This is a genomic window from Leptothrix mechoopdaensis (SeqCode), from assembly GCF_053893855.1.
Genome location: NZ_CM132699.1, coordinates 4,627,410 through 4,649,485 on the forward strand (window position 1 = coordinate 4,627,410; position 22,076 = coordinate 4,649,485).

General features: G+C 66.9%; 13 protein-coding genes, 2 tRNA genes and 3 rRNA genes. 17 read left to right on the forward strand and 1 reads right to left on the reverse strand.

What is annotated here, in order from left to right; genetic code table 11:
* The first annotated feature begins 57 nt into the window (after positions 1-57).
* From ACWA7K_RS20240 to ACWA7K_RS20280, 9 genes are read left to right on the forward strand one after another with little or no spacing between them, the layout of a single operon-like run.
* Positions 58-1,341 (forward strand): lipopolysaccharide biosynthesis protein, encoded by a 1,284-nt coding sequence (locus ACWA7K_RS20240; protein ID WP_456163695.1) that lies wholly within the window; start codon positions 58-60, stop codon positions 1,339-1,341.
* Positions 1,338-2,486, forward strand: a complete 1,149-nt coding sequence (locus tag ACWA7K_RS20245; RefSeq protein ID WP_456163697.1) for a glycosyltransferase — start codon at positions 1,338-1,340, stop codon at positions 2,484-2,486. Before ACWA7K_RS20240 ends, ACWA7K_RS20245 begins: the two co-directional genes overlap by 4 nt.
* Positions 2,483-3,547, forward strand: coding sequence for a glycosyltransferase family 2 protein (locus ACWA7K_RS20250; protein ID WP_456163699.1), 1,065 nt, complete (start codon positions 2,483-2,485; stop codon positions 3,545-3,547). Before ACWA7K_RS20245 ends, ACWA7K_RS20250 begins: the two co-directional genes overlap by 4 nt.
* A 7-nt stretch (positions 3,548-3,554) precedes the next feature.
* Entirely contained in the window at positions 3,555-4,283 is a 729-nt protein-coding gene (locus tag ACWA7K_RS20255) for a class I SAM-dependent methyltransferase (RefSeq protein ID WP_456163701.1), read from the forward strand.
* A gap of 55 nt (positions 4,284-4,338) precedes the next feature.
* Complete coding sequence (locus ACWA7K_RS20260; RefSeq protein WP_456163703.1) at positions 4,339-5,004, forward strand: acyltransferase; 666 nt, start codon at positions 4,339-4,341, stop codon at positions 5,002-5,004.
* Positions 4,994-5,851: a hypothetical protein gene (locus ACWA7K_RS20265; protein WP_456163705.1), complete on the forward strand. Its 858-nt coding sequence runs from the start codon at positions 4,994-4,996 to the stop codon at positions 5,849-5,851. The genes ACWA7K_RS20260 and ACWA7K_RS20265 overlap by 11 nt, the downstream gene beginning before the upstream one ends.
* 53 nt (positions 5,852-5,904) lie before the next feature.
* Positions 5,905-7,095 (forward strand): DegT/DnrJ/EryC1/StrS family aminotransferase, encoded by a 1,191-nt coding sequence (locus tag ACWA7K_RS20270; protein WP_456163707.1) that lies wholly within the window; start codon positions 5,905-5,907, stop codon positions 7,093-7,095.
* Between the two features lie 17 nt (positions 7,096-7,112).
* Positions 7,113-7,799 carry a sugar transferase gene (locus tag ACWA7K_RS20275; RefSeq protein ID WP_456168885.1) on the forward strand — a complete coding sequence of 229 codons (687 nt, stop codon included), beginning with the start codon at positions 7,113-7,115 and terminating at the stop codon, positions 7,797-7,799.
* A complete protein-coding gene (locus ACWA7K_RS20280; RefSeq protein ID WP_456163709.1) occupies positions 7,777-9,651 on the forward strand; it encodes a polysaccharide biosynthesis protein in 1,875 nt (624 codons plus the stop codon). The genes ACWA7K_RS20275 and ACWA7K_RS20280 overlap by 23 nt, the downstream gene beginning before the upstream one ends.
* 18 nt (positions 9,652-9,669) lie before the next feature.
* Here ACWA7K_RS20280 and uvrA read toward each other — a convergent pair whose 3' ends face one another.
* Positions 9,670-12,609 (reverse strand): excinuclease ABC subunit UvrA, encoded by a 2,940-nt coding sequence (gene uvrA, locus ACWA7K_RS20285; RefSeq protein ID WP_456163711.1) that lies wholly within the window; start codon positions 12,607-12,609, stop codon positions 9,670-9,672.
* 604 nt (positions 12,610-13,213) lie between these two features.
* Here uvrA and ACWA7K_RS20290 point away from each other — a divergent pair.
* The 8 genes from ACWA7K_RS20290 (at position 13,214) to ACWA7K_RS20325 (ending at position 22,046) form a co-directional block, all read left to right on the forward strand.
* Positions 13,214-14,738: ribosomal RNA gene (locus ACWA7K_RS20290) — 16S ribosomal RNA — on the forward strand.
* A 68-nt stretch (positions 14,739-14,806) separates the two neighbouring features.
* A tRNA-Ile gene (locus ACWA7K_RS20295) sits at positions 14,807-14,883 on the forward strand.
* 11 nt (positions 14,884-14,894) lie between these two features.
* A tRNA-Ala gene (locus ACWA7K_RS20300) sits at positions 14,895-14,970 on the forward strand.
* Between the two features lie 332 nt (positions 14,971-15,302).
* Positions 15,303-18,178: ribosomal RNA gene (locus ACWA7K_RS20305) — 23S ribosomal RNA — on the forward strand.
* A gap of 144 nt (positions 18,179-18,322) precedes the next feature.
* A 5S ribosomal RNA gene (gene rrf, locus ACWA7K_RS20310) occupies positions 18,323-18,435 on the forward strand.
* Together the 16S, 23S and 5S rRNA genes with 2 tRNA genes alongside form the textbook arrangement of a ribosomal RNA operon.
* 121 nt (positions 18,436-18,556) lie before the next feature.
* The gene (locus ACWA7K_RS20315) at positions 18,557-19,381 is read left to right on the forward strand and encodes an HDOD domain-containing protein (protein WP_456163713.1); all 825 of its coding nucleotides are present in this window, start codon (positions 18,557-18,559) and stop codon (positions 19,379-19,381) included.
* A gap of 99 nt (positions 19,382-19,480) precedes the next feature.
* Positions 19,481-20,755, forward strand: coding sequence for a GTP cyclohydrolase II (locus ACWA7K_RS20320; RefSeq protein WP_456163715.1), 1,275 nt, complete (start codon positions 19,481-19,483; stop codon positions 20,753-20,755).
* A 4-nt stretch (positions 20,756-20,759) separates the two neighbouring features.
* Positions 20,760-22,046 (forward strand): URC4/urg3 family protein, encoded by a 1,287-nt coding sequence (locus tag ACWA7K_RS20325; protein WP_456163717.1) that lies wholly within the window; start codon positions 20,760-20,762, stop codon positions 22,044-22,046.
* Positions 22,047-22,076: the final 30 nt, after the last annotated feature.

Here is a 22,076-nt window from a genome sequence, read left to right on the forward strand (position 1 = left end):
CGCCTACGTCGTCTTCCTCACCTTTCGCGTCTTCCGCTCCTTGCGCCTCTCCCGCCCATGCCCACCCACCCGGTCGCCCTGCCGCGCGCCACGCTGACGCTGCTGGCCGGCGCGTTGCTGGCGCAGGCCTTGCCGCTGCTGCTGGGACCGTGGCTGGCGCGGCTCTACAGCCCGCAGGACTACGGGCTCTACACGACCTTCGCGGCGGTGGCGGCCAACCTCGCGGTGGTCGCCTGTGCGCGCTACGAATACGCCCTGCCGATGGCCCGCGACGAGGCCGAGGCCGAGGCCCTGCTGGCGCTCGCGATGCGCGTGCTGATCGGCGTTTGCGCGCTGTCGGGCCTGCTCGGCGCGCTGGCCGCGCTGGGCGGCTGGCTGCCCCATGCGGGCTGGCTGGCGCTGGCCGTTGGCGCGGCCGGAGCGGCCCAGCTCGGCACGATGTGGGCGACGCGCCGGCAGCGCTACACGCCGCTGGCGGTCAGCCGGGTGGTGCAGCACGGCGGCGGCGCGCTGGTGCAGCTCGGATGCGCGCTGGCGTGGCTGGGCGCGGCGGGTTCGCTGGGCCTGGTGATCGGGCCGGTCGTCGGCGCCGTCGCCGGTGCCGCCTTGCTGGCGCTGTGGGGCGGTGGCATCGCCTGGCGGCGCGTCGTCGCCGTCGATGTCACGACGCTGCGCGCCGTCGCGCACCGGCACCGCGAGTTCCCGCTGCTGAACACGCCGCATGCCTTTCTCGGGGCCTTGCAGGACACCGTCACGGTCGCGCTGATCGGCGCCTGGGCGGGCGATCCGGCGGTCGGCCTGTGGGGGCTGTCGCTGCGCTACCTGAAGGCGCCGGCCTCGCTGGTCGGCGGGGCCGTGTCGCAGGCCCTGTACCCGCGCTTGACCCGCGCGGCCAGCGGCGCCGAGGCCCGCCAGGCGGTCCGCCAGGTCATCGCCGTGCTCGGCGCGATCGCCGCTTTCATCGCGCTGGTGCTGCTGCTGGCCGGGCCGGCGCTGTTCGCCTGGGCCTTCGGCGAACGCTGGCGCGAAGGCGGCGAGCTGGCGCGGGCGCTCGGGCCCTACATCGGCCTGCACTTCATCGCCTCGCCGATGGCGGTCGTCACGATGGCCTGGCAGGCGCAGGCCTGGGCGCTGCGGCTGGCGCTGGTCGGACAGCTGCTGTTCGTGCTGGCGCTGGGCATCGGCCTGTGGCTGGGCGGGCTGCGCGGTGCGGGCTGGTGCCTGTCGGCGACGATGTGCGGTTACTTCGGCTACTACCTTCACGCGCTGTGCACCTGGCCCGACCCGCCGGTCGGGGCCGCCGCAGCGTCCAACCCGGTTCCCGCATCGGTCCCCGCATGAGCCTGCCCGACCTGTCCCGCATCCCGCCCGGCCGGGCCCTGCTGATCTTCGGCGACGCCTCCAGCGTTCACACGCAGCGCTGGGCGCGCGAGATGGTCGCGCGCGGTCATGTCGTCGTCGTGGGCACGCGCCTGCCGGCCGAGATCGAGGGCGTCGCCGCCGTCGTGCCGCTGCAGCCCGGCCGCGACGGCGCCGGCTGGTTCCGCGCGCTGCCGACTGTGCGCCGGCTGGCCCGCACGCTGCAGCCGCGCATCGTGCACGGCCACTACGTCACCGGCTACGGCCTGTGGGCGGCGGCCTGCGGCTGGGGGCCGGTGGTGCAGACGGCCTGGGGCTCGGATGTCCTGGTGACGCCGCGCGAGAGCGCGCTGATGCGCCGCATCGTCGGCTGGTCCTTGCGCCGGGCCGACCTGATGACGGCCGACTCGCAGGACGCGCTCGACGCGATGGGCCTGTATGGCGACGGTGCCGTCGCGCCGCGCCACGAGATCCTGTGGGGCGCCGACACCGACCGGTTCGTGCCGCCGGACCGGCCGACGGCCGGCAAGGCCGATGGCCACGGGCCTTTCCGCATCCTCAGCCTGCGCAGCTGGGAGCCGAACTACAACCTCGACGTGCTGATCGACGCGCTGGCGCAGGTGCGGGCGGCGCGGCCGGGCCGGGCGATCGTGCTGGAGCTGCTCGGCGGCGGCCCCGACGGCGCGGCGCTGCAGGCCCGCGCGGCAGCCGCCGGCCTGGGCGCCGAGGCGGTCCGCTTCACCGGCCGGGTCGGCGATGCGGCGATGGTCGTGGCGATGCAGGCGTCCGACGTGTCGGTGACGGTGCCGAGCAGCGACGCGACCTCGGTCTCGCTGCTGGAGTCGCTGTCCTGCGGCCTGCCGATCATCGCCAGCGACCTGCCGGCCAACCGCCGCTGGGTCACGCCGCAGGCCGGCGTGCTGGTGCCGCCGCGCGACGTGGCCGCGCTGGCGGCGGCGCTGCTGGCGCTGGTCGACGACCCGGTGGCCTGCCGCGTGATGGCGCGCCACAACCGCGAACTGGCGCTGCGCGAGGCGTCCCGGCGGGTCCAGATGGACCACATGGACGCGCTGTACCGCCGCCTGCCGCCGAGCGGCCCGCGCGGCCTGCTGGAGACCGTGCGATGACGACCGAGATGACCGATCCCCACGTGGCCGCCGCGCCGCCGCGCATCGTCAGCGTCATCGCGCCGTGCCGCAACGAACGTGGCCACATCGTCGACTTCTGCCGCGCGCTGACGACCCAGCACCTGCCCGACGGCCATGCGCTGGAGGTGCTCATCGCCGACGGCCAGAGCGACGACGGCACGCGCGAGCTGCTGGCCGACTGGTGCCGCGGCGACCCGCGCTTCCACCTGGTCGACAACCCGGGCCGGATCGTCTCGACCGGCCTGAACCGCTGCCTGGCGCAGGCCCGCGGCGAGGTCATCGTGCGCATGGACATCCACACCCGCTACGCCAGCGACTACATCGCGCAGTGCCTGGCGGCGCTGGCGCGCAGCGGCGCGGACAACGTCGGCGGCCCCTGGGTGGCGCAGCCGCCGACGCCCGAAGGCTGGCCGGCCGCCATCGCGGCGGCGTTCCAGTCGCGCTGGGTGGCCGGCGGCGCCCGCTCGCGCGACCGGTCCTACGAAGGCGAGGTCGACACCGTCTACCTGGGCTGCTGGCCACGCGCCAGCTTCGATCGCCACGGCGGCTTCGACGAGCAGCTGGTGCGCAACCAGGACGACGAGCACAACCTGCGCATCCGGCGCGGCGGCGGAAGGGTCTGGCAGAGCGGGCGGATCCGCTCGGTCTACCAGTCGCGCAGCACGCCCGGCCAGCTGGCGCGGCAGTGGCGCCAGTACGGCTACTGGAAGCCGTTCGTGATGCGCAAGCACGGCCAGGCGGCCTCGTGGCGACACCTCGCGCCGGGCCTGTTCGTCGGCGTCGAAGGGCTGCTGCTGCTGGCCTCGGCGCTGTCGGACGTCGCGCTGCTGGCCTTCGTGGCGCTGGCCGTCCTCTACCTGCTGGCGGTCGGCGCGACCTCGCTGCTGGTCGCGCGCGAGGCCGGCTGGGCGCTGCTGCCGCGCCTGCCGGTCGTCATCGGCCTGTACCACCTGGCCTATGGCGCGGGTTCGATCCGGGGCTGGGCCGACGTGCTGCGTGGCCGTCAGCCCGACCCGTCGTTTGGCACGCTGACGCGCTAGAAGGCCGATGAACACGAACATCCCGCCGGACCGCTCCGGCGCACCCGAGCTCAGCGAGCCCCAGGCCGTCGCCGAACGCTACGCCCGCCGCCCGTCGCACGACCCGCGCTACAGCCTGCTCGACCGCGCCGCGCTGGCCGAGCAGCAGGGCCGCGTCCGCGCCTGGGCCGGCCTGTGGGCGGACCATCTCGCCGAGCTGCCCGACTGGCCGATCACCGAGGTCGGTTGCGGCGACGGCGGCAACCTGCTCGACGCGATCCGGCTGGGCGCGCAGCCGGCCCGCCTGCGCGGGCTGGAACTGCTGAGCGAGCGTGTCGCGCTGGCCCGCGCACGCCTGCCGGCCGCCGTCCGCATCGACGCGGGTGACGCGCTGGCCGCCGACATCGCGCCGGCCAGCCAGCAGGCGGTGCTGCAGTTCACCGTCTTCTCGTCGCTGCTCGACGATGCCTTCCAGCAGCGCCTGGCCGACACGATGTGGCGCTGGGTCCGGCCGGGCGGTGGCGTGCTCTGGTACGACTTCGCGTTCGACAACCCGCGCAACCCGGACGTGCGCGGCGTGCCGATGCGGCGCGTGCGCGCGCTGTTCCCGCAGGCCGACATCACCGTCCGCCGCGTCACGCTGGCCCCGCCGCTGGCGCGCGCCGCCTGCCGCATCCACCCCGTCCTGCACGGCCTGCTCGATGCCGTGCCGCTGCTGCGCACGCACCGGCTGGCGTGGCTGCGCAAGCCGGCGTGAGCGGTCGAGAATCCGACGCCGACATGAACATCTCCTTCCCGACCGGAGCCGCACGATGAGCCGCTGGCGTGGCCACCTGAACCGCTGGCGTCGCCGCCTGCTGCGCGCGCTGCATTTCCGCATCGTGTTCGGCGAGTTCTCGCGCGGGCGCTGGCTGCCGAACACGCGCATCTCGCCGTCGACCTGCATCGAGCACGAGGACCGCCTGGTGCTGGGCGACCACGTCTACATCGGCCACTTCAACCTGATCGAGGCCAGCGCGGGCGTGGTGATCGAGGAGGGCGTGCAGATCACCAACCACGTCAGCATCGTCACGCACAGCTCGCACCGCAGCCAGCGCCTGCTCGGCCGCGCCTTCGTGAACTGGCCCGACGGCGTGCCGGCGCCGGTGGAGGCGCCGCCCGAGCCCGAGCGCGACTGGATCTCCGGCAAGCCGCTCGACCGCCCGCGCCAGCCGCCTGGCTGGATCGGCGGCTCGGTCCACATCGGCCCCTACTGCTTCATCGGCCCGCACAGCCTGATCGAGGCCAACTCGCGCCTCGGCCGCGGCTGCATCGTCTGCGCCGGCAGCCAGGTGCGCGGCGACTTCGCCGAGTTCTCCGTCCTCGAAGGCGCCCCGGCCCGCGTCATCGGCGACAGCCGCCGCGCCGACAAGCGCCTGCTGATGCGGCATCCGGAGCTGCAGGACCTGTATGCGGCGTGGGCGGGGGATGAGGTCTGACAGCGACGGCACTTCCGCCAGCGGCACGCCGGGGGTCCCCGCCATCGGCGAGCGACTGTCAGTGGGCACCGCCAACTACCAGGACGTCGCGGTCGACGCGGTGCAGGGTGCCGTGCAGTTCGCGAGCCAGTCGTCGGTGGCGACGCTGGTGGGCGCGCTGGCGAACGGCACCGTGCTGTGCGCCGGTGGCGGGTCGGTGGACGTGAGCCTGGGAGCGGGTGGCAATCGGATCCTCGACCAGGTCGGCGAGAACGCCACGCTGGTGTTCCGCCAGTGCGTGCAGTCGGGCTACACCTTCGACGGCCGGCTGGTGCTGGGCCTCAACGCCGTGCCGACCGGCAGCGTGGCGAGTGGCAGCTACACGATTGACGCGACCTTGCTGATGACCGACTTCTCGGCCGATGACGGTCGGGTCCGCCTGCAGGCCAACGGCCTGCTCAGCCTGCGGTCGACCCGTCGCAGTGCCGGCACCGGCAACGACACGGTCAGCACGTCGGCCCTCGCGCTGAGCGTGACGCCGTCCGGCAGCAGCACCAAGGTCTACGCGCTGCACGGTTATCGCGCCGACCTGGTGCTCACGGCCGGAGACCTGTTGGCGACCTACGGCGGCACGCTGACCTCGTCTCGGCTGGGCAACCGCTCGGTGGTCTTCAGCACGACGACGCCGTTCCTGACCGTCGCTGGTGGACTGTTCCCGTCGGCCGGCGTGGCCATCGCGCTGGGCAGCAACGGCAGCAAGGCGACGTTGACGGTCCTGGACGCGACACGGGTCCGGCTGGACGTCGACACGACCGGCGACGGCACGGTCGAGTCGACCGTCACCCGCAACTGGGCCGGCATCCTCTGACCCCCGGTCGGTCGGCGGATCTGCGCACGGGGTGCGCTCGATAAAATCGACCGATGCCCGCCGCCCCCCAGAACTTCCTGCCCTTCGCCCTGCCCGAGATCGGGGACGAGGAGATCGCCGAGGTCATCGACACGCTGAAGTCCGGCTGGGTCACGACCGGGCCGAAGGCGCGGCGCTTCGAGCAGGACTTCGCCGCCTTCCTGGCCGCCGGGGACCGGGGTGGCGATGCGCGCGAGATCCACTGCATCGCCGTCAACAGCGCGACCGCCGGCCTGCACCTGGCGCTGGAGGCGATGGGCATCGGCCCGGGCGACGAGGTCATCACGACCACCCACACCTTCACCGCGACGGCCGAGGTGGTGCGTTACCTGGGTGCCGACGTGAAGCTGGTCGACATCGACCCCGCCACGCTGAACATCGACGTGGCCGCGATCGAGGCGGCGATCACGCCGCGCACCAAGGCGCTGATCCCCGTCCACTACGCCGGCCTGGCCGCCGACATGCCGGCCTTGCTGGCACTGGCGCAACGTCATGGCCTGAAAGTGCTGGAAGACGCCGCCCATGCCCTGCCGACGACGGTCGGCGGCGCGCTGGTCGGCACGCTGGCCAGCGACGCGACGGTGTTCAGCTTCTACGCCAACAAGACCATCACGACCGGCGAGGGCGGCATGCTGGTCACGCGCGATCCGGCCATCGCGGCGCGGGCCCGGGTCATGCGCCTGCACGGCATCAATCGCGATGCCTTCGACCGCTTCACCGCCAAGGTGCCGAGCTGGTACTACGAGATCGTCGCGCCGGGCTTCAAGTACAACCTGACGGACATCGCCGCCGCGCTGGGCCTGCACCAGCTCCAGCGGGCCCACGGCTTCCAGCAGCGCCGCACCGTGCTGGCGGCGCAGTACGACGCGCTGCTGGCCGACCTGCCGATCGTGCGGCCGCCGCAGCCGGCCGCCGGCGAGCTGCACTCGTGGCACCTCTACGTCGTGCGGCTGGCCGATGACGCGCCGATCGGCCGCGATGCGCTGATCGAGGCGCTCTACGCCGACGGCATCGGCTGCAGCGTCCACTACATCCCCCTGCACCTGCACCCCTACTGGCGCGAGCGCTACGACCTGAAGGCGGCCGACTTCCCGCACAGCCAGCACGCCTACGAACGCATGCTGAGCCTGCCGCTCTACACCCGCATGGGCGAGGCCGACGTCGACCGCGTGGTGCGCTCGCTGCGCCGGGCCTTCGAGCGTTGAGCCCCCTCTGGCCGCGCCTGCTCAAGCGGGCCTTCGACCTGTGCGTGGCCAGCGCCGCGCTGCTGCTGCTGTCGCCGCTGCTGCTGGGCGTGGCCGTGGCCGTGCGGCTCGATTCGCCCGGGCCGGTCTTCTACCGGCAGGAACGGGTCGGACGCGGCGGGCGCATCTTCCGCATCCACAAGTTCCGCACGATGGCGGATGCGCCGCCAGGCAGCGGCCTGCCGCTGACCGTTGGCGACGACGCCCGCATCACCCGCGTGGGCCGCTTCCTGCGCCACAGCAAGTGGGACGAGCTGGCGCAGCTGATCGACGTCTGGCGCGGCGACATGAGCCTCGTCGGCCCGCGTCCGGAGGTGCCGCGCTACGTCGCGCGCTACCCCGAGGCGCTGCGCGCGAAGGTGCTGTCGGTCAAGCCGGGCATCACCGACGACTGCTCGCTCGACTTCCGCGACGAGTCCGACTGGCTGGCGCGTTCGGCCGATCCGGAGCGCACCTATGTCGACGAGATCCTGCCGATCAAGCTGGCGCTGCAGGCCCGCTACGTCGACCATGCCGGGCTGCTGACGGACCTGCGCATCATCGGCCGCACCGCCGCGATCCTGCTCGGCCGGATCGGCCGACGCCGCGCCGCACCACCGCCGCTGGCCGCCCGCCCAGCCGACCCTTCCCCGACTGCCGCCGATGATCTGGAACGCCCTCGATGAGCTGCTGAGCCGCCTGCGCCCGCACCGCGAGGCGCTGGTGCTGGCCTGCGACGCCGCCGTCGTCGCGGTCTGCTGGCATGTCACCTACCTGTTCCGGCTCGGCTTCGAGCGCTGGCACAGCGCCCGGCCCGCGTACGACGTGTGGGTGCTGCTCGCCCTGGTGGCGCTCTACGCGGCGGTGTTCCTGCTGCTGCGCGTGCCCAAGGGCATGTGGCGCTTCTCGGGCTTCGGCGAGATCCAGCGCCTGACGCTGGCCTGCGGCATCGCCGGCCTGATCGGCGCGACCGCCGTGCTGATGGCGCAGCTGGTCGAGGTGCCGCGCGCGGTGCTGGCCCTGCACCCGGTCGTCACGCTGATGGGGCTGGCGATGCTGCGCATCGGCTACCGCATGGTCTACGAGCACCTGCGCTCGCGCTTGAACGGCCGCGACGTCGAACATCGTCGCGCGCTGGTGATGGGCGCGGGCGATGCGGCGCGGCTGCTGATCGCGGGCATCCAGCACCAGGGCTGGCGCGTGGTCGGCCTGCTGGACGACGACCCGGCGCGGCTCGGCACGCGGGTCGGCAACGTGCCGGTGCTGGGGCCGCTGGACAGCGCCGACCGCTGGGCCCAGCGCCACGACATCACCCACCTGATCGTCGCGATGCCATCGGCCACGCCGGGCGAACGCCGCCGCGCGCTGGACCTGGCATCGGCCACCCGCCTGCCGGTCGTCACGGTGCCGAGCGCGGCCGAGCTGCGCGAGGGCCGCACGCTGAGCTCGGTGCGCGACATCGAGCCCGAGGACCTGCTCGGCCGCGAGCCGGTGCAGCTCGACGAGGGCGGCATCTCCGAGGCGCTGTCCGGCAAGGTCGTGCTGATCACCGGCGCGGGCGGCTCGATCGGCTCGGAGCTGTGCCGCCAGGTCGCGCGCTACGGTCCGCGCCGTCTCGTGCTCTACGAGCTGAGCGAGTTCGCGCTCTACCGCATCGAGCAGGAACTGGGCGAGCAGTTCGGCCACATCCCGCTGGTGCGGCTGGTCGGCGACGTGCGCGATGCCGACCATCTGCGCGAGACCTTCGCGCGGCATCGCCCGCAGGTCGTCTTCCATGCGGCGGCCTACAAGCACGTGCCGCTGATGGAGGAGGAGAACGCCTTCTCGGCGCTGCGCAACAACCTGCTCGGCACCTGGCGCGCGGCGCAGGCGGCGTGCGAGGCGGGCGCCGAACGTTTCGTGCTGATCTCGACCGACAAGGCCGTCAACCCGGCCAACGTGATGGGCGCGACCAAGCGCGCGGCCGAGATGGTGGTGTCGCGGCTGGCGGCGCAGGCGGCCTCGCACGGCTGGCGCACGCGGCTGATGGCGGTGCGCTTCGGCAACGTGCTGGGCTCGTCGGGCAGCGTGATCCCGAAGTTCAAGGAGCAGATCGCGCGCGGCGGGCCGGTGACGGTCACACACCCGGACATCACGCGCTTCTTCATGACGATCCCGGAAGCCGCGCGGCTGGTGGTGCAGGCCGCCGCGATCGCCGAAGGCGGGCAGGTGTTCGTGCTCGACATGGGCGAGCCGGTGCGCATCGTCGACCTGGCGCGCGACCTGATCCGCATGAGCGGCCACGCGCCCGAGGACATCCCGATCGCCTTCAGCGGCCTGCGCCCGGGCGAGAAGCTCTACGAGGAACTGCTGGCCGATGCCGACGCGACCCTGCCCACGCGCTTCGAGCGCCTGCGCATCGCCCGGCTGGACGCCCAGCGCGGCGACGACGTCCAGGCCCTGATCGACTGGGCGGCGGGCCGCAGCACGGCGCCCGACGACGAGGTGCGGGCGCGGCTCGCGCAGGTCGTCACCGAGTTCCGGCCGGGCGGGCACTGAGCCTGCCCCGTTCCCGCCTCAACGCCGTTCGAGCAGCGGCTTCAGGAAACGCCCGGTGTGGCTTTCCGCGCAGGCCGCGATGGCCTCGGGCGGGCCGGCGCACAGCAGGCGTCCACCGCCGGAGCCGCCTTCCGGGCCCATGTCGAGCAGCCAGTCGGCGGTCTTGATGACATCGAGGTTGTGCTCGATCACGACGATCGTGTTGCCCGCGTCGCGCAGCTGGTGCAGCACCTTCAGCAGCAGCTGGATGTCGTGGAAGTGCAGGCCGGTGGTCGGCTCGTCCAGGATGTAGAGCGTGCGGCCGGTGTCGCGCTTGCTGAGTTCGAGCGCGAGCTTGACGCGCTGCGCCTCGCCGCCCGACAGCGTGGTCGCCGCCTGGCCGAGCTGGATGTAGCCCAGGCCCACGTCCAGCAGTGTCTGCAGCTTGCGGGCGATGGCGGGCACGGCGCTGAAGTAGGCGTGTGCGTCCTCGACCGTCAGGGCCAGCACCTCGGTGATGTTCTTGCCCTTGTAGAGGACCTCGAGCGTCTCGCGGTTGTAGCGCTTGCCGTGGCAGACGTCGCAGGGCACGTAGACGTCGGGCAGGAAGTGCATCTCGACCTTCAGCACGCCGTCGCCCTGGCAGGACTCGCAGCGCCCGCCCGAGACGTTGAAGCTGAAGCGGCCCGGGCCGTAGCCGCGTTCGCGCGCGGTCGGCACCTCGGCGAACAGCTCGCGGATCGGCGTGAACAGGCCGGTGTAGGTCGCCGGGTTGCTGCGCGGCGTGCGGCCGATCGGGCTCTGGTCGACGTTGATGACCTTGTCGAAGGCCTCGATGCCCTCGATGGCGTCGTGCGCCTCGGGCTCGGCATGGCTCTGGTAGATCTTGCGCGCCACGGCGGCGTAGATCGTGTCGTTGACCAGCGTGCTCTTGCCCGAGCCCGACACGCCGGTGATGCAGGTGAACAGGCCGACGGGAATCGCCGCGTCGACGCCCTTGAGGTTGTTGCCGCGTGCGTTGCGCACCTTCAGCCAGCCGCCCTCGACATCGGCCGGCGGCGGCGCGCGGCGCGCCGGAACCTCGATGCGCAGCACCTGCGCCAGGTAACGCCCGGTCAGCGAGGCCGGGTCGTCGGTGACCTGCTGCGGCGTGCCTTGCGCCATCACCTGTCCGCCATGCACGCCGGCGCCCGGGCCCATGTCGACGACGTGGTCGGCGGCGCGGATCATGTCCTCGTCATGTTCGACCACCAGCACGCTGTTGCCCAGGTCGCGCAGGTGCTTGAGCGTGCCGATCAGGCGTTCGTTGTCGCGCTGGTGCAGGCCGATGCTGGGCTCGTCCAGCACGTACATGACGCCCGACAGGCCCGAGCCGATCTGGCTGGCCAGGCGGATGCGCTGGGCCTCGCCGCCCGACAGCGTGTCGGCGCTGCGGTCCAGGCTCAGGTAGTTCAGTCCGACGTCGTTGAGAAAGCGCAGCCGCGAGCGGATCTCGCGCACGACCTTGTCGGCGATCTCGGCCTTGGCGCCCTTGAGCCGCAGGCCCTCGAAGTAGGCCAGGCACTCGGCCAGCGTCGCATGCTCGACCTCGTAGATGGCGCGGTGCGGCGTGCCGGCCGCCGTCTCGGCCGCGTCGACCAGCACGACGTGGCGGGCCTCGCGCCGCAGACGCGCGCCGCCGCAGTCCGGGCAGGGCTTGTTGGCCTGGTAGCGGGCCAGGTCCTCGCGCACGGCGGCCGAGTCGGTCTCCTTGTAGCGCCGGGCCAGGCTGGGCAGGATGCCCTCGAAGGGGTGCGCACGCTTGACGCTGCGCTTGCGGCCGTTGGTGCCTTCGGCCTCGTAGGTGAAGGTGATCTCGTCCTCGCCCGAGCCGTGCAGCAGGATCTGGCGGTGACGCGCATCCAGGTCCTCGAAGGGCGTGTCGATGTCGAAGCCGTAGTGGGCGGCGACGGTCTCCAGCAAGGAGAAGGTGTAGCCGTTGCGGCGGTCCCAGCCCTTGACGGCGCCCGAGGCCAGGCTGAGCGACGGGAAGGCGACGACGCGGTCCGGGTCGAACACGGTGACGTGGCCGATGCCGTCGCAGCTCGGGCAGGCGCCGACCGGCGAGTTGAACGAGAACAGTCGCGGCTCCAGTTCCGACAGCGAATAGCTGCAGACCGGGCAGGCGAACTTGTTCGAATAGAGGTGCTCGCGGCTGGCGTCGAGATCCAGCGCGATCGCGCGGCCCTCGGCGATGCGCAAGGCGGCCTCGAAGCTCTCGGCCAGGCGTTGCTGCGCGTCGGGACGGGCCTTGAGGCGGTCGATCACGACGTCGATGTCGTGTTTCTCCGCCTTCTTCAGCTTGGGCAGGTCGGCCGCCTCGTGGATCTGGCCGTCGATGCGGAAGCGCACGTAGCCCTGCGCCTGCATGCTCTCGAACAGCTCGGTGAACTCGCCCTTGCGGTCGCGCACGACCGGGGCGAGCACCATCAGGCGCGTCTCGGCCGGGAAGGCGAGCACGGCGTCGACCATCTGGCTGACGTTCTGGGCTTCCAGCGGCAGACCGTGGTCAGGGCAGTGCGGCGTGCCGGCGCGGGCATAGAGCAGGCGCAGGTAGTCGTGGATCTCGGTGATCGTGCCGACCGTCGAGCGCGGGTTGTGGCTGGTCGCCTTCTGTTCAATGGAGATGGCGGGGCTGAGGCCGTCGATCACGTCGACGTCCGGCTTGTCCATCAATTGAAGGAACTGGCGCGCGTAGGCTGACAGGCTCTCGACGTAGCGGCGTTGGCCCTCTGCATACAAGGTGTCGAAGGCCAGACTGGACTTGCCCGACCCGGACAGCCCGGTGATCACCACCAGCGCATGCTTGGGCAGATCGAGGTCGATGTTCTTCAGGTTGTGCGTGCGCGCACCCCGCACGCTGATGGTGGGCGAGAGCGCGCCACGCGTGCCACGGAGCGCAGGGGCTGCGGCCGTATCGGATCTGTCTGCGGAAGTCATGGAAGGCACTGCACCCAGCGTTCGAAAGGCAACCGGCCATGATACCGAGGGGGCGGCAGGCGGCGAGGCTCTACTGGCAGGCTGGCCGGCAGAGGGCTCGCGCATGTGCTGTGGGGGCCTTTCGCAGGGCGCCGCAGACGTCCTCGAACATTTTTCGGCGAGGGGCTTGCGCGCCACGGAAGATCCATTGCATAATTGCTGTCTTCGCTGATCGCGACAACTTCTGAGTTGCAGCAGTCAGCGGGCGAAGCGAGAGCTTCGGTGCTCAGAGTGCCGTCCGATGCCGCAAGGCTCGTGAGTGCTTAGGGTTCCGAGGGTGGTCTTCGAGTCAGTCGACAAAAACTTCAAACGAAGCTGTTGACAGGATCGAAAAGACGACAGATACTTCCGCTTCTGCGCTGCAAACAGCGGTTTGCAGCAAACAACGCAAGTTGACCGACGCGAAAGCGAAGTTGATGAGTCGTTGAGCTCTTTAAAAATTTACAGCCGATAAGCGTGGGCGTTTGAAGGCGAATGCCAAGTCCTGGGTAAAACTGGGATGTCAAACGCTCACGGAAGAAGTGAATGTTAAGTCACTTCAATTCCGTTGAGTGAAATCAAGATCGAACTGAAGAGTTTGATCCTGGCTCAGATTGAACGCTGGCGGCATGCTTTACACATGCAAGTCGAACGGTAGAGGGGCAACCCTTGAGAGTGGCGAACGGGTGAGTAATGCATCGGAACGTGCCCAGTAGTGGGGGATAGCCCGGCGAAAGCCGGATTAATACCGCATGAGACCTGAGGGTGAAAGCGGGGGATCGCAAGACCTCGCGCTATTGGAGCGGCCGATGTCAGATTAGCTAGTTGGTGGGGTAAAGGCCTACCAAGGCGACGATCTGTAGCTGGTCTGAGAGGACGACCAGCCACACTGGGACTGAGACACGGCCCAGACTCCTACGGGAGGCAGCAGTGGGGAATTTTGGACAATGGGCGCAAGCCTGATCCAGCCATGCCGCGTGCGGGAAGAAGGCCTTCGGGTTGTAAACCGCTTTTGTCAGGGAAGAAATCTTCTGGGCTAATACCCTGGGAGGATGACGGTACCTGAAGAATAAGCACCGGCTAACTACGTGCCAGCAGCCGCGGTAATACGTAGGGTGCAAGCGTTAATCGGAATTACTGGGCGTAAAGCGTGCGCAGGCGGTTATATAAGACAGATGTGAAATCCCCGGGCTCAACCTGGGAACTGCATTTGTGACTGTATAGCTAGAGTACGGTAGAGGGGGATGGAATTCCGCGTGTAGCAGTGAAATGCGTAGATATGCGGAGGAACACCGATGGCGAAGGCAGTCCCCTGGACCTGTACTGACGCTCATGCACGAAAGCGTGGGGAGCAAACAGGATTAGATACCCTGGTAGTCCACGCCCTAAACGATGTCAACTGGTTGTTGGGAGGGTTTCTTCTCAGTAACGTAGCTAACGCGTGAAGTTGACCGCCTGGGGAGTACGGCCGCAAGGTTGAAACTCAAAGGAATTGACGGGGACCCGCACAAGCGGTGGATGATGTGGTTTAATTCGATGCAACGCGAAAAACCTTACCTACCCTTGACATGCTAGGAATCCTGCAGAGATGTGGGAGTGCTCGAAAGAGAACCTAGACACAGGTGCTGCATGGCCGTCGTCAGCTCGTGTCGTGAGATGTTGGGTTAAGTCCCGCAACGAGCGCAACCCTTGTCATTAGTTGCTACGAAAGGGCACTCTAATGAGACTGCCGGTGACAAACCGGAGGAAGGTGGGGATGACGTCAGGTCCTCATGGCCCTTATGGGTAGGGCTACACACGTCATACAATGGCCGGTACAGAGGGCTGCCAACCCGCGAGGGGGAGCCAATCCCAGAAAACCGGTCGTAGTCCGGATCGCAGTCTGCAACTCGACTGCGTGAAGTCGGAATCGCTAGTAATCGCGGATCAGCTTGCCGCGGTGAATACGTTCCCGGGTCTTGTACACACCGCCCGTCACACCATGGGAGCGGGTTCTGCCAGAAGTAGTTAGCCTAACCGCAAGGAGGGCGATTACCACGGCAGGGTTCGTGACTGGGGTGAAGTCGTAACAAGGTAGCCGTATCGGAAGGTGCGGCTGGATCACCTCCTTTCTGGAAAATGCATTCAAATTCATGCGCCCACACTTATCGGCTGTAGATACGACAGTGTAAGAAGATTGGGGTCTGTAGCTCAGTCGGTTAGAGCACCGTCTTGATAAGGCGGGGGTCGTTGGTTCGAATCCAACCAGACCCACCACTCATTCGAACGGGGGATTAGCTCAGCTGGGAGAGCACCTGCTTTGCAAGCAGGGGGTCGTCGGTTCGATCCCGTCATCCTCCACCAAAATCTTCTTCATGATCGGTGCAGACCTAAGCGTCGACCAGGCAGCGCGAGCTGAAACTGGGGTGTTTAGGTCTGCCATCGAAAGTTGGCTGTTGTTCTTTAACAATTCGTAGAGTCGAATCAGCGTCAGTAGCGGAAAGCTGCAACCGGTAAAGGGGTTGCAGCACCGTGCCGCTACTGACTATTGATTGCGTCACCAGACATCAATGAAGCGACGTAAGTCGTGAGAGTTGAAAGTACGGCAAACGTAAATACTCAAACACATGCCTCGATAGTCGATCGAGGTGGTGTAGTCCTTGACGACGTTCACGAGGTGGATGTCAAAGTTATAGGGTCAAGTGACTAAGTGCATGTGGTGGATGCCTTGGCGATTACAGGCGATGAAGGACGTGATAGCCTGCGAAAAGCTTCGGGGAGCTGGCAAATGAGCTTTGATCCGGAGATATCCGAATGGGGAAACCCACCCGCAAGGGTATCAACATCTGAATACATAGGGTGTTGAGGCGAACCCGGCGAACTGAAACATCTCAGTAGCTGGAGGAATAGACATCAACCGAGATTCCGAAAGTAGTGGCGAGCGAAATTGGAAGAGCCTGCATGATTTAGCAACCGACTTATCAGAACGGAATGGAAAGTCCGGCCATAGCGGGTGATAGCCCCGTATGAAAAAAGTTGGTTGTGGAACTGGGCATGCGACAAGTAGGGCGGGACACGTGAAATCCTGTCTGAAGATGGGGGGACCATCCTCCAAGGCTAAATACTCGTAATCGACCGATAGTGAACAAGTACCGTGAGGGAAAGGCGAAAAGAACCCCGGGAGGGGAGTGAAATAGATCCTGAAACCGCATGCATACAAAAAGTCGGAGCCTCGAAAGGGGTGACGGCGTACCTTTTGTATAATGGGTCAGCGACTTACATTCAGTGGCAAGCTTAACCGTGTAGGGAAGGCGAAGGGAAACCGAGTCCGAATAGGGCGATTGAGTCGCTGGGTGTAGACCCGAAACCAGGTGATCTATCCATGGCCAGGATGAAGGTGCGGTAACACGCACTGGAGGTCCGAACCGACTAGTGTTGCAAAACTAGCGGATGAGCTGTGGATAGGGGTGAAAGGCTAAACAAACCTGGAGATAGCTGGTTCTCTCCGAAAACTATTTAGGTAGTGCCTCAAGTATTACCATCGGGGGTAGAGCACTGTTATGGCTAGGGGGTCATGGCGACTTACCAAACCATTGCAAACTCCGAATACCGATGAGTACAGCTTGGGAGACAGAGCACCGGGTGCTAACGTCCGGACTCAAGAGGGAAACAACCCAGACCGCCAGCTAAGGTCCCTAAAATTGGCTAAGTGGGAAACGAAGTGGGAAGGCTAAAACAGTCAGGATGTTGGCTTAGAAGCAGCCATCATTTAAAGAAAGCGTAATAGCTCACTGATCGAGTCGTCCTGCGCGGAAGATGTAACGGGGCTCAAGCCAGTTACCGAAGCTGCGGATCACAGCAATGTGATGGTAGGAGAGCGTTCTGTAAGCCTGTGAAGGTGGCTTGTAAAGGCTGCTGGAGGTATCAGAAGTGCGAATGCTGACATGAGTAGCGTTAAAGGGGGTGAAAAGCCCCCTCGCCGTAAGCGCAAGGTTTTCTACGCAACGTTCATCGGCGTAGAGTGAGTCGGCCCCTAAGGCGAGGCAGAGATGCGTAGCTGATGGGAAACAGGTGAATATTCCTGTACCGATGTGCAATGCGATGTGGGGACGGAGAAGGTTAGCTCAGCCAAGTGTTGGATATCTTGGTTCAAGCCTGTAGTCATGGCCCTTAGGCAAATCCGGGGGTCTAAGATGAGGGGTGATAACGAGACGGCTTGCCGTCGAAGTGAGTGATACCCTGCTTCCAGGAAAAGCCACTAAGCTTCAGTTGCACACGACCGTACCGCAAACCGACACTGGTGCGCGTGATGAGTATTCTCAGGCGCTTGAGAGAACTCTGGAGAAGGAACTCGGCAAATTGACACCGTAACTTCGGAAGAAGGTGTGCCTTGAGTCAGTGAAGTTGAACAAACGGAGCTAAAAGAGGCCGCAGAGAATCGGTGGCTGCGACTGTTTATTAAAAACACAGCACTCTGCAAAGACGAAAGTCGACGTATAGGGTGTGACGCCTGCCCGGTGCTGGAAGATTAAATGATGGGGTGCAAGCTCTTGACTGAAGTCCCAGTAAACGGCGGCCGTAACTATAACGGTCCTAAGGTAGCGAAATTCCTTGTCGGGTAAGTTCCGACCTGCACGAATGGCGTAACGATGGCCACACTGTCTCCTCCAGAGACTCAGCGAAGTTGAAATGTTTGTGATGATGCAATCTCCCCGCGGAAAGACGGAAAGACCCCATGAACCTTTACTGTAGCTTTGCATTGGACTTTGAACAGATCTGTGTAGGATAGGTGGGAGGCTTTGAAGTACGGTCGCTAGACTGTATGGAGCCGACCTTGAAATACCACCCTGGTGTGTTTGAGGTTCTAACCTTGGCCCGTTATCCGGGTTGGGGACAGTGCATGGTGGGCAGTTTGACTGGGGCGGTCTCCTCCTAAAGTGTAACGGAGGAGTTCGAAGGTACGCTAAGCACGGTCGGAAATCGTGCTGATAGTGCATAGGCATAAGCGTGCTTGACTGCGAGACTGACAAGTCGAGCAGGTACGAAAGTAGGACTAAGTGATCCGGTGGTTCTGTATGGAAGGGCCATCGCTCAACGGATAAAAGGTACTCTGGGGATAACAGGCTGATACCGCCCAAGAGTTCATATCGACGGCGGTGTTTGGCACCTCGATGTCGGCTCATCTCATCCTGGGGCTGTAGCCGGTCCCAAGGGTATGGCTGTTCGCCATTTAAAGAGGTACGTGAGCTGGGTTTAAAACGTCGTGAGACAGTTTGGTCCCTATCTTCCGTGGGCGCTGCAGATTTGAGGAAGCCTGCTCCTAGTACGAGAGGACCGGAGTGGACGCACCTCTGGTGTACCGGTTGTCACGCCAGTGGCATCGCCGGGTAGCTAAGTGCGGAAGAGATAACCGCTGAAAGCATCTAAGCGGGAAACTCGTTCCAAGATAAGATCTGCCGGGGCCTTGAGCCCCCTGAAGAGTCGTTCAAGACCAGGACGTTGATAGGCTGGGTGTGGAAGCGCAGTAATGCGTTAAGCTAACCAGTACTAATTGCTCGTGAGGCTTGACCCTATAACTTTGAGATCGCTTCGATCGTCAAAGCAGTAAATACGTTCCGTACTCTCTGGTACGCAATCAATATCGATTCGACTCTATGAATTGGCTGAAGCACCTCGCATCCCTTCGATGCGATAAACGCTCCAGCAACAAGTTATGCCTGACGACCATAGCGAGGTGGTCCCACTCCTTCCCATCCCGAACAGGACAGTGAAACGCCTCAGCGCCGATGATAGTGCGCATTCGCGTGTGAAAGTAGGTCATCGTCAGGCTACTATCCCCCAAACCCCCTCAGTGCAAACTGCAGGGGGTTTGTTCTTTTGGGGAATGGATTGCAAGATCGCGGCAGATACAGCTCTGCGTCGGCCTGAACAGGCCGGCCGCCTTGACGCCATGACGCTGCCCGACGAACTCCGACGCCTTCAGATCGCCTTGCCGGCCTGCCCTCGGGCGTTGCTGGCGTTGCAGGTTCTTCTCCAGGACGAACACGCACACGCCCAGGCTTGCGCCGACGTGATCGCGTCCGACATGGCCTTGGCCGCCGAAGTGGTGAAGACGGTCAATTCGGCCATGTTCGGCCTGCTGCGACGTGTCGATCACGTGGGCGAGGCCTTGCGCTATCTCGGAACCGCCCAGGTTGCCGCCATCACCTTGCAGACCGCCCTGCGCCGCGCCTTTCCGCCGAACCCCTTGATCGACCGGATCTGGGACCACGCCGCGCGGATGAGTTGGACCATGGGGCAGGCCGCCCGACAACTCGACGTCGACCCGTGGCTGGCTCACAGCTCGGGCCTCTTTGCCTGGACCGGTGCCGCCGTCTTCGCGTCTCGTTCCGACCTGTTTCCGGCCGGCTATGCCCCGCTCCATCAGGCGATGGCCAACGATCCGCCCGCCCTGGCGGCTGCAGAAGTGGATGCGATCGGCGTGGGCCACCACGCCGTCGGGTCGGCCCTCTGCGCGCAATGGGGCTTGTCGAACCAGGTCGTGCGTTACGTGCGCGCCCGTGCCACGGCGCCGGGAGACTGGGCAGGTCAGGAGATCCCCGTTCGCCGCCTGCTGGTGCTGGGGCGCGCGGTCGAAGAGGAACTGCTCTCCGGCAAACCCTCCGAGCCTCCCGGCGAATGGCTGGACCTTTGCGGCTGGACTCCCGATCAGTTGGGCACGCAACTGCTGGCTGCGCGCACGCTGCGACAGGCGCGGTCGGGCATGACACCCTGAACGGGCGGGTTCACAGGAAGTCCGGCACGGACATTGCGCTGGACGAGGCACAGACCTTCTGCGACAAGTGGAAGCCCCAACGTCCCTCGGAGCCTTGCCATGCCGAGCGAAGTCCCGCCGCTCTCCCACATCCGCCTGACCTCGCACCCTGGCCAGTCCGCCAGCGACACTCCGGTGATCCACTGGGGCGAGGCTGACCCTCAGAGGCGCGGACCGGTGATCGGCACCACCACCCACCGCAGCCATCGCAACGTCATCGGGACGCACAGCGGCAGCTATGGCGTCTACCGGGCGCTCGCCGTCGCGGCCGGCAACCTCAGCAAGGGTCATCGGGCCGACCTGACCAACACGGCGCCAACCTCGCCTGTCGGGCCGCACCCGCAATGGGCTGACCCGCAGAAGATCGTCTCGATCGATCCCTGGGGCGCCTCGGTGGCACACGTCTATGCGGACCAGATCGCGCAGGGCTGGGACATCCGCCCGTCGATCGCGATCACCCAGGCGCACATCGACTTGCCCGAGATCCGCCAGGCCATGGCCTTCCAACGGCTCAGGGCCGACGGCGCGGTGCTGCTCGACAACGGCTCGGCCGTCGTCACCAAGGTGGCCGTCGAACCGGTCTGGTGGCTGCCGGGTGTGGCGGCCCGCTTCAACGTCAGCGAGGCCGACCTGCGCCGCACGCTGTTCGAGGAAACCGGCGGCATGTACCCCGAGCTGGTGACACGCAGCGACATTGAGGTGTTCCTGCCGCCGATCGGGGGTCAGACGCTCTACATCTTCGGCCGCATCCAGGATCTGGCCGATCCGTCCGTGACGCTGACCGCCCGTGTCCACGACGAGTGCAACGGCTCGGACGTGTTCGGCTCGGACATCTGCACCTGCCGCCCCTATCTGACCCACGCGATCGAGGAATGCATCCTCGGCGCCCAGTCGCAGGCCCACGGCGGGCTCGGCGGCGTCGGCCTGATCGCCTACAGCCGCAAGGAGGGCCGTGCGCTCGGCGAGGTCACGAAGTTCCTGGTCTACAACGCCCGCAAGCGGCAGGTCGGCGGAGACTCGGCCGACAAGTACTTCCTGCGCACCGAATGTGTCGCCGGCGTGCAGGACATGCGCTTCCAGGAGCTGATGCCCGATGTGCTGCACTGGCTCGGCATCCGCAAGATCCACCGGCTGGTCAGCATGAGCAACGACAAGTACGACGCGATCACCGGCAGCGGCATCGAGGTCGGCGAGCGCGTGAAGATCCCCGACGCCCTGGTGCCGGCCGACGCGCGTGTCGAGATCGAGGCGAAGATCGCCGCCGGCTACTACACGACGGGCGATGTGCCCGACGAGGCGGCACTCGCCTCGGTCAAGGGGCGCGATCTGCGTTGATGTCATGACGTATGCCAACCCTGTCCCGCCGGACGCCGACACCGCACGAGCCCTGGATCACCTGCGTGACCCGGCCGAGATCCGGCGCCGATGCCACGCGATCGCCGGACATGTCGAGGCGGGACGGTCCGGGCACTTCACGCTCGACCCGTCGCGCCTGGATGCGGTGGCGCGCCGCATCGCGAACCTGAGCCTCGCGCGCTTCCCGACCCTGCAGATCCCGTATCACAGCCGCTGGCGGCACTTCGAGGCCGGAGGCGTCGACCGCAAGAGCCGTCTCGACGAACGACTGGCCGGCCTGAGCGCCCGGGATGCCGCCCGTGCGCGGGTGGACCTCACGGTGATCAGCGTGTTGCTCGATGCCGGTGCCGGCCCGGCCTGGCGCTACCAGGAGCCGGCGACCGACGCGATCCTGACCCGCAGCGAAGGGCTCGCGGTGGCCAGCTTCGACGCCTTCCTGGCGGGCCAGTTCTCGTCCGATCCGGACCAGCCGTGCCGTGTCGACGCCGAGGCCTTGATGGCCTTGCAGCCCTGGCACCTCGCCACCGTCTTTCAGGTTCACGACGACAACCCGCTGGTCGGGCTGGACGGACGCACCGCCCTGCTGCACCGCCTCGGTGCGACGTTGCACCGGATCGCACAAGCCGAGGGCGGCGACGCCCGGCCCGGTCGCCTGTTCGACGCATTGACCGCCGGCAAGTCCGACGGCGACCGCAGCGTCGCGGCGGCCGACATCCTGCGGGCGCTGCTGGACATGACCAGCGCCATCTGGCCAAGCGGCCAGTGGCTCGGCCTGCGCGACGGTGGCACGCCGGCCGACCAGCCGCTCGGCGATGTCTGGCCACACGAGGCGGCCGGCGGCAGCGGGCTGGATGCCGGGCGGGTGCCCTTCCACAAGCTGTCCCAGTGGCTGAGCTACTCGCTGCTGGAGCCGCTCGAATGGGCCGGCTGCACCGTCACCGGGCTGGATGCGCTGACAGGCCTGCCCGAGTACCGCAACGGCGGCCTGCTGCTGGACGGCGGCGTGATCGTGCCGCGCGACCCCGCCGCGCTCGGGCGGCTGCACACGCCCGCCGACCCGTGGGTGATCGAATGGCGGGCCCTGACCGTCGCCCTGCTGGACCGCCTCGCGCCCCTCGTCCGTGCCGAACTGGGCGTCAGCGCCGAGCAGTTGCCGCTGGCCTGCATGCTCGAAGGCGGCAGCTGGGCCGCCGGTCGGCAGATCGCCGCCGAACGCCGCCTGGGCGGACCGCCGCCGGTGCTGATCGACAGCGACGGCACCCTGTTCTGAACGCCCCGACGGACCCGATCGAACCTTCCC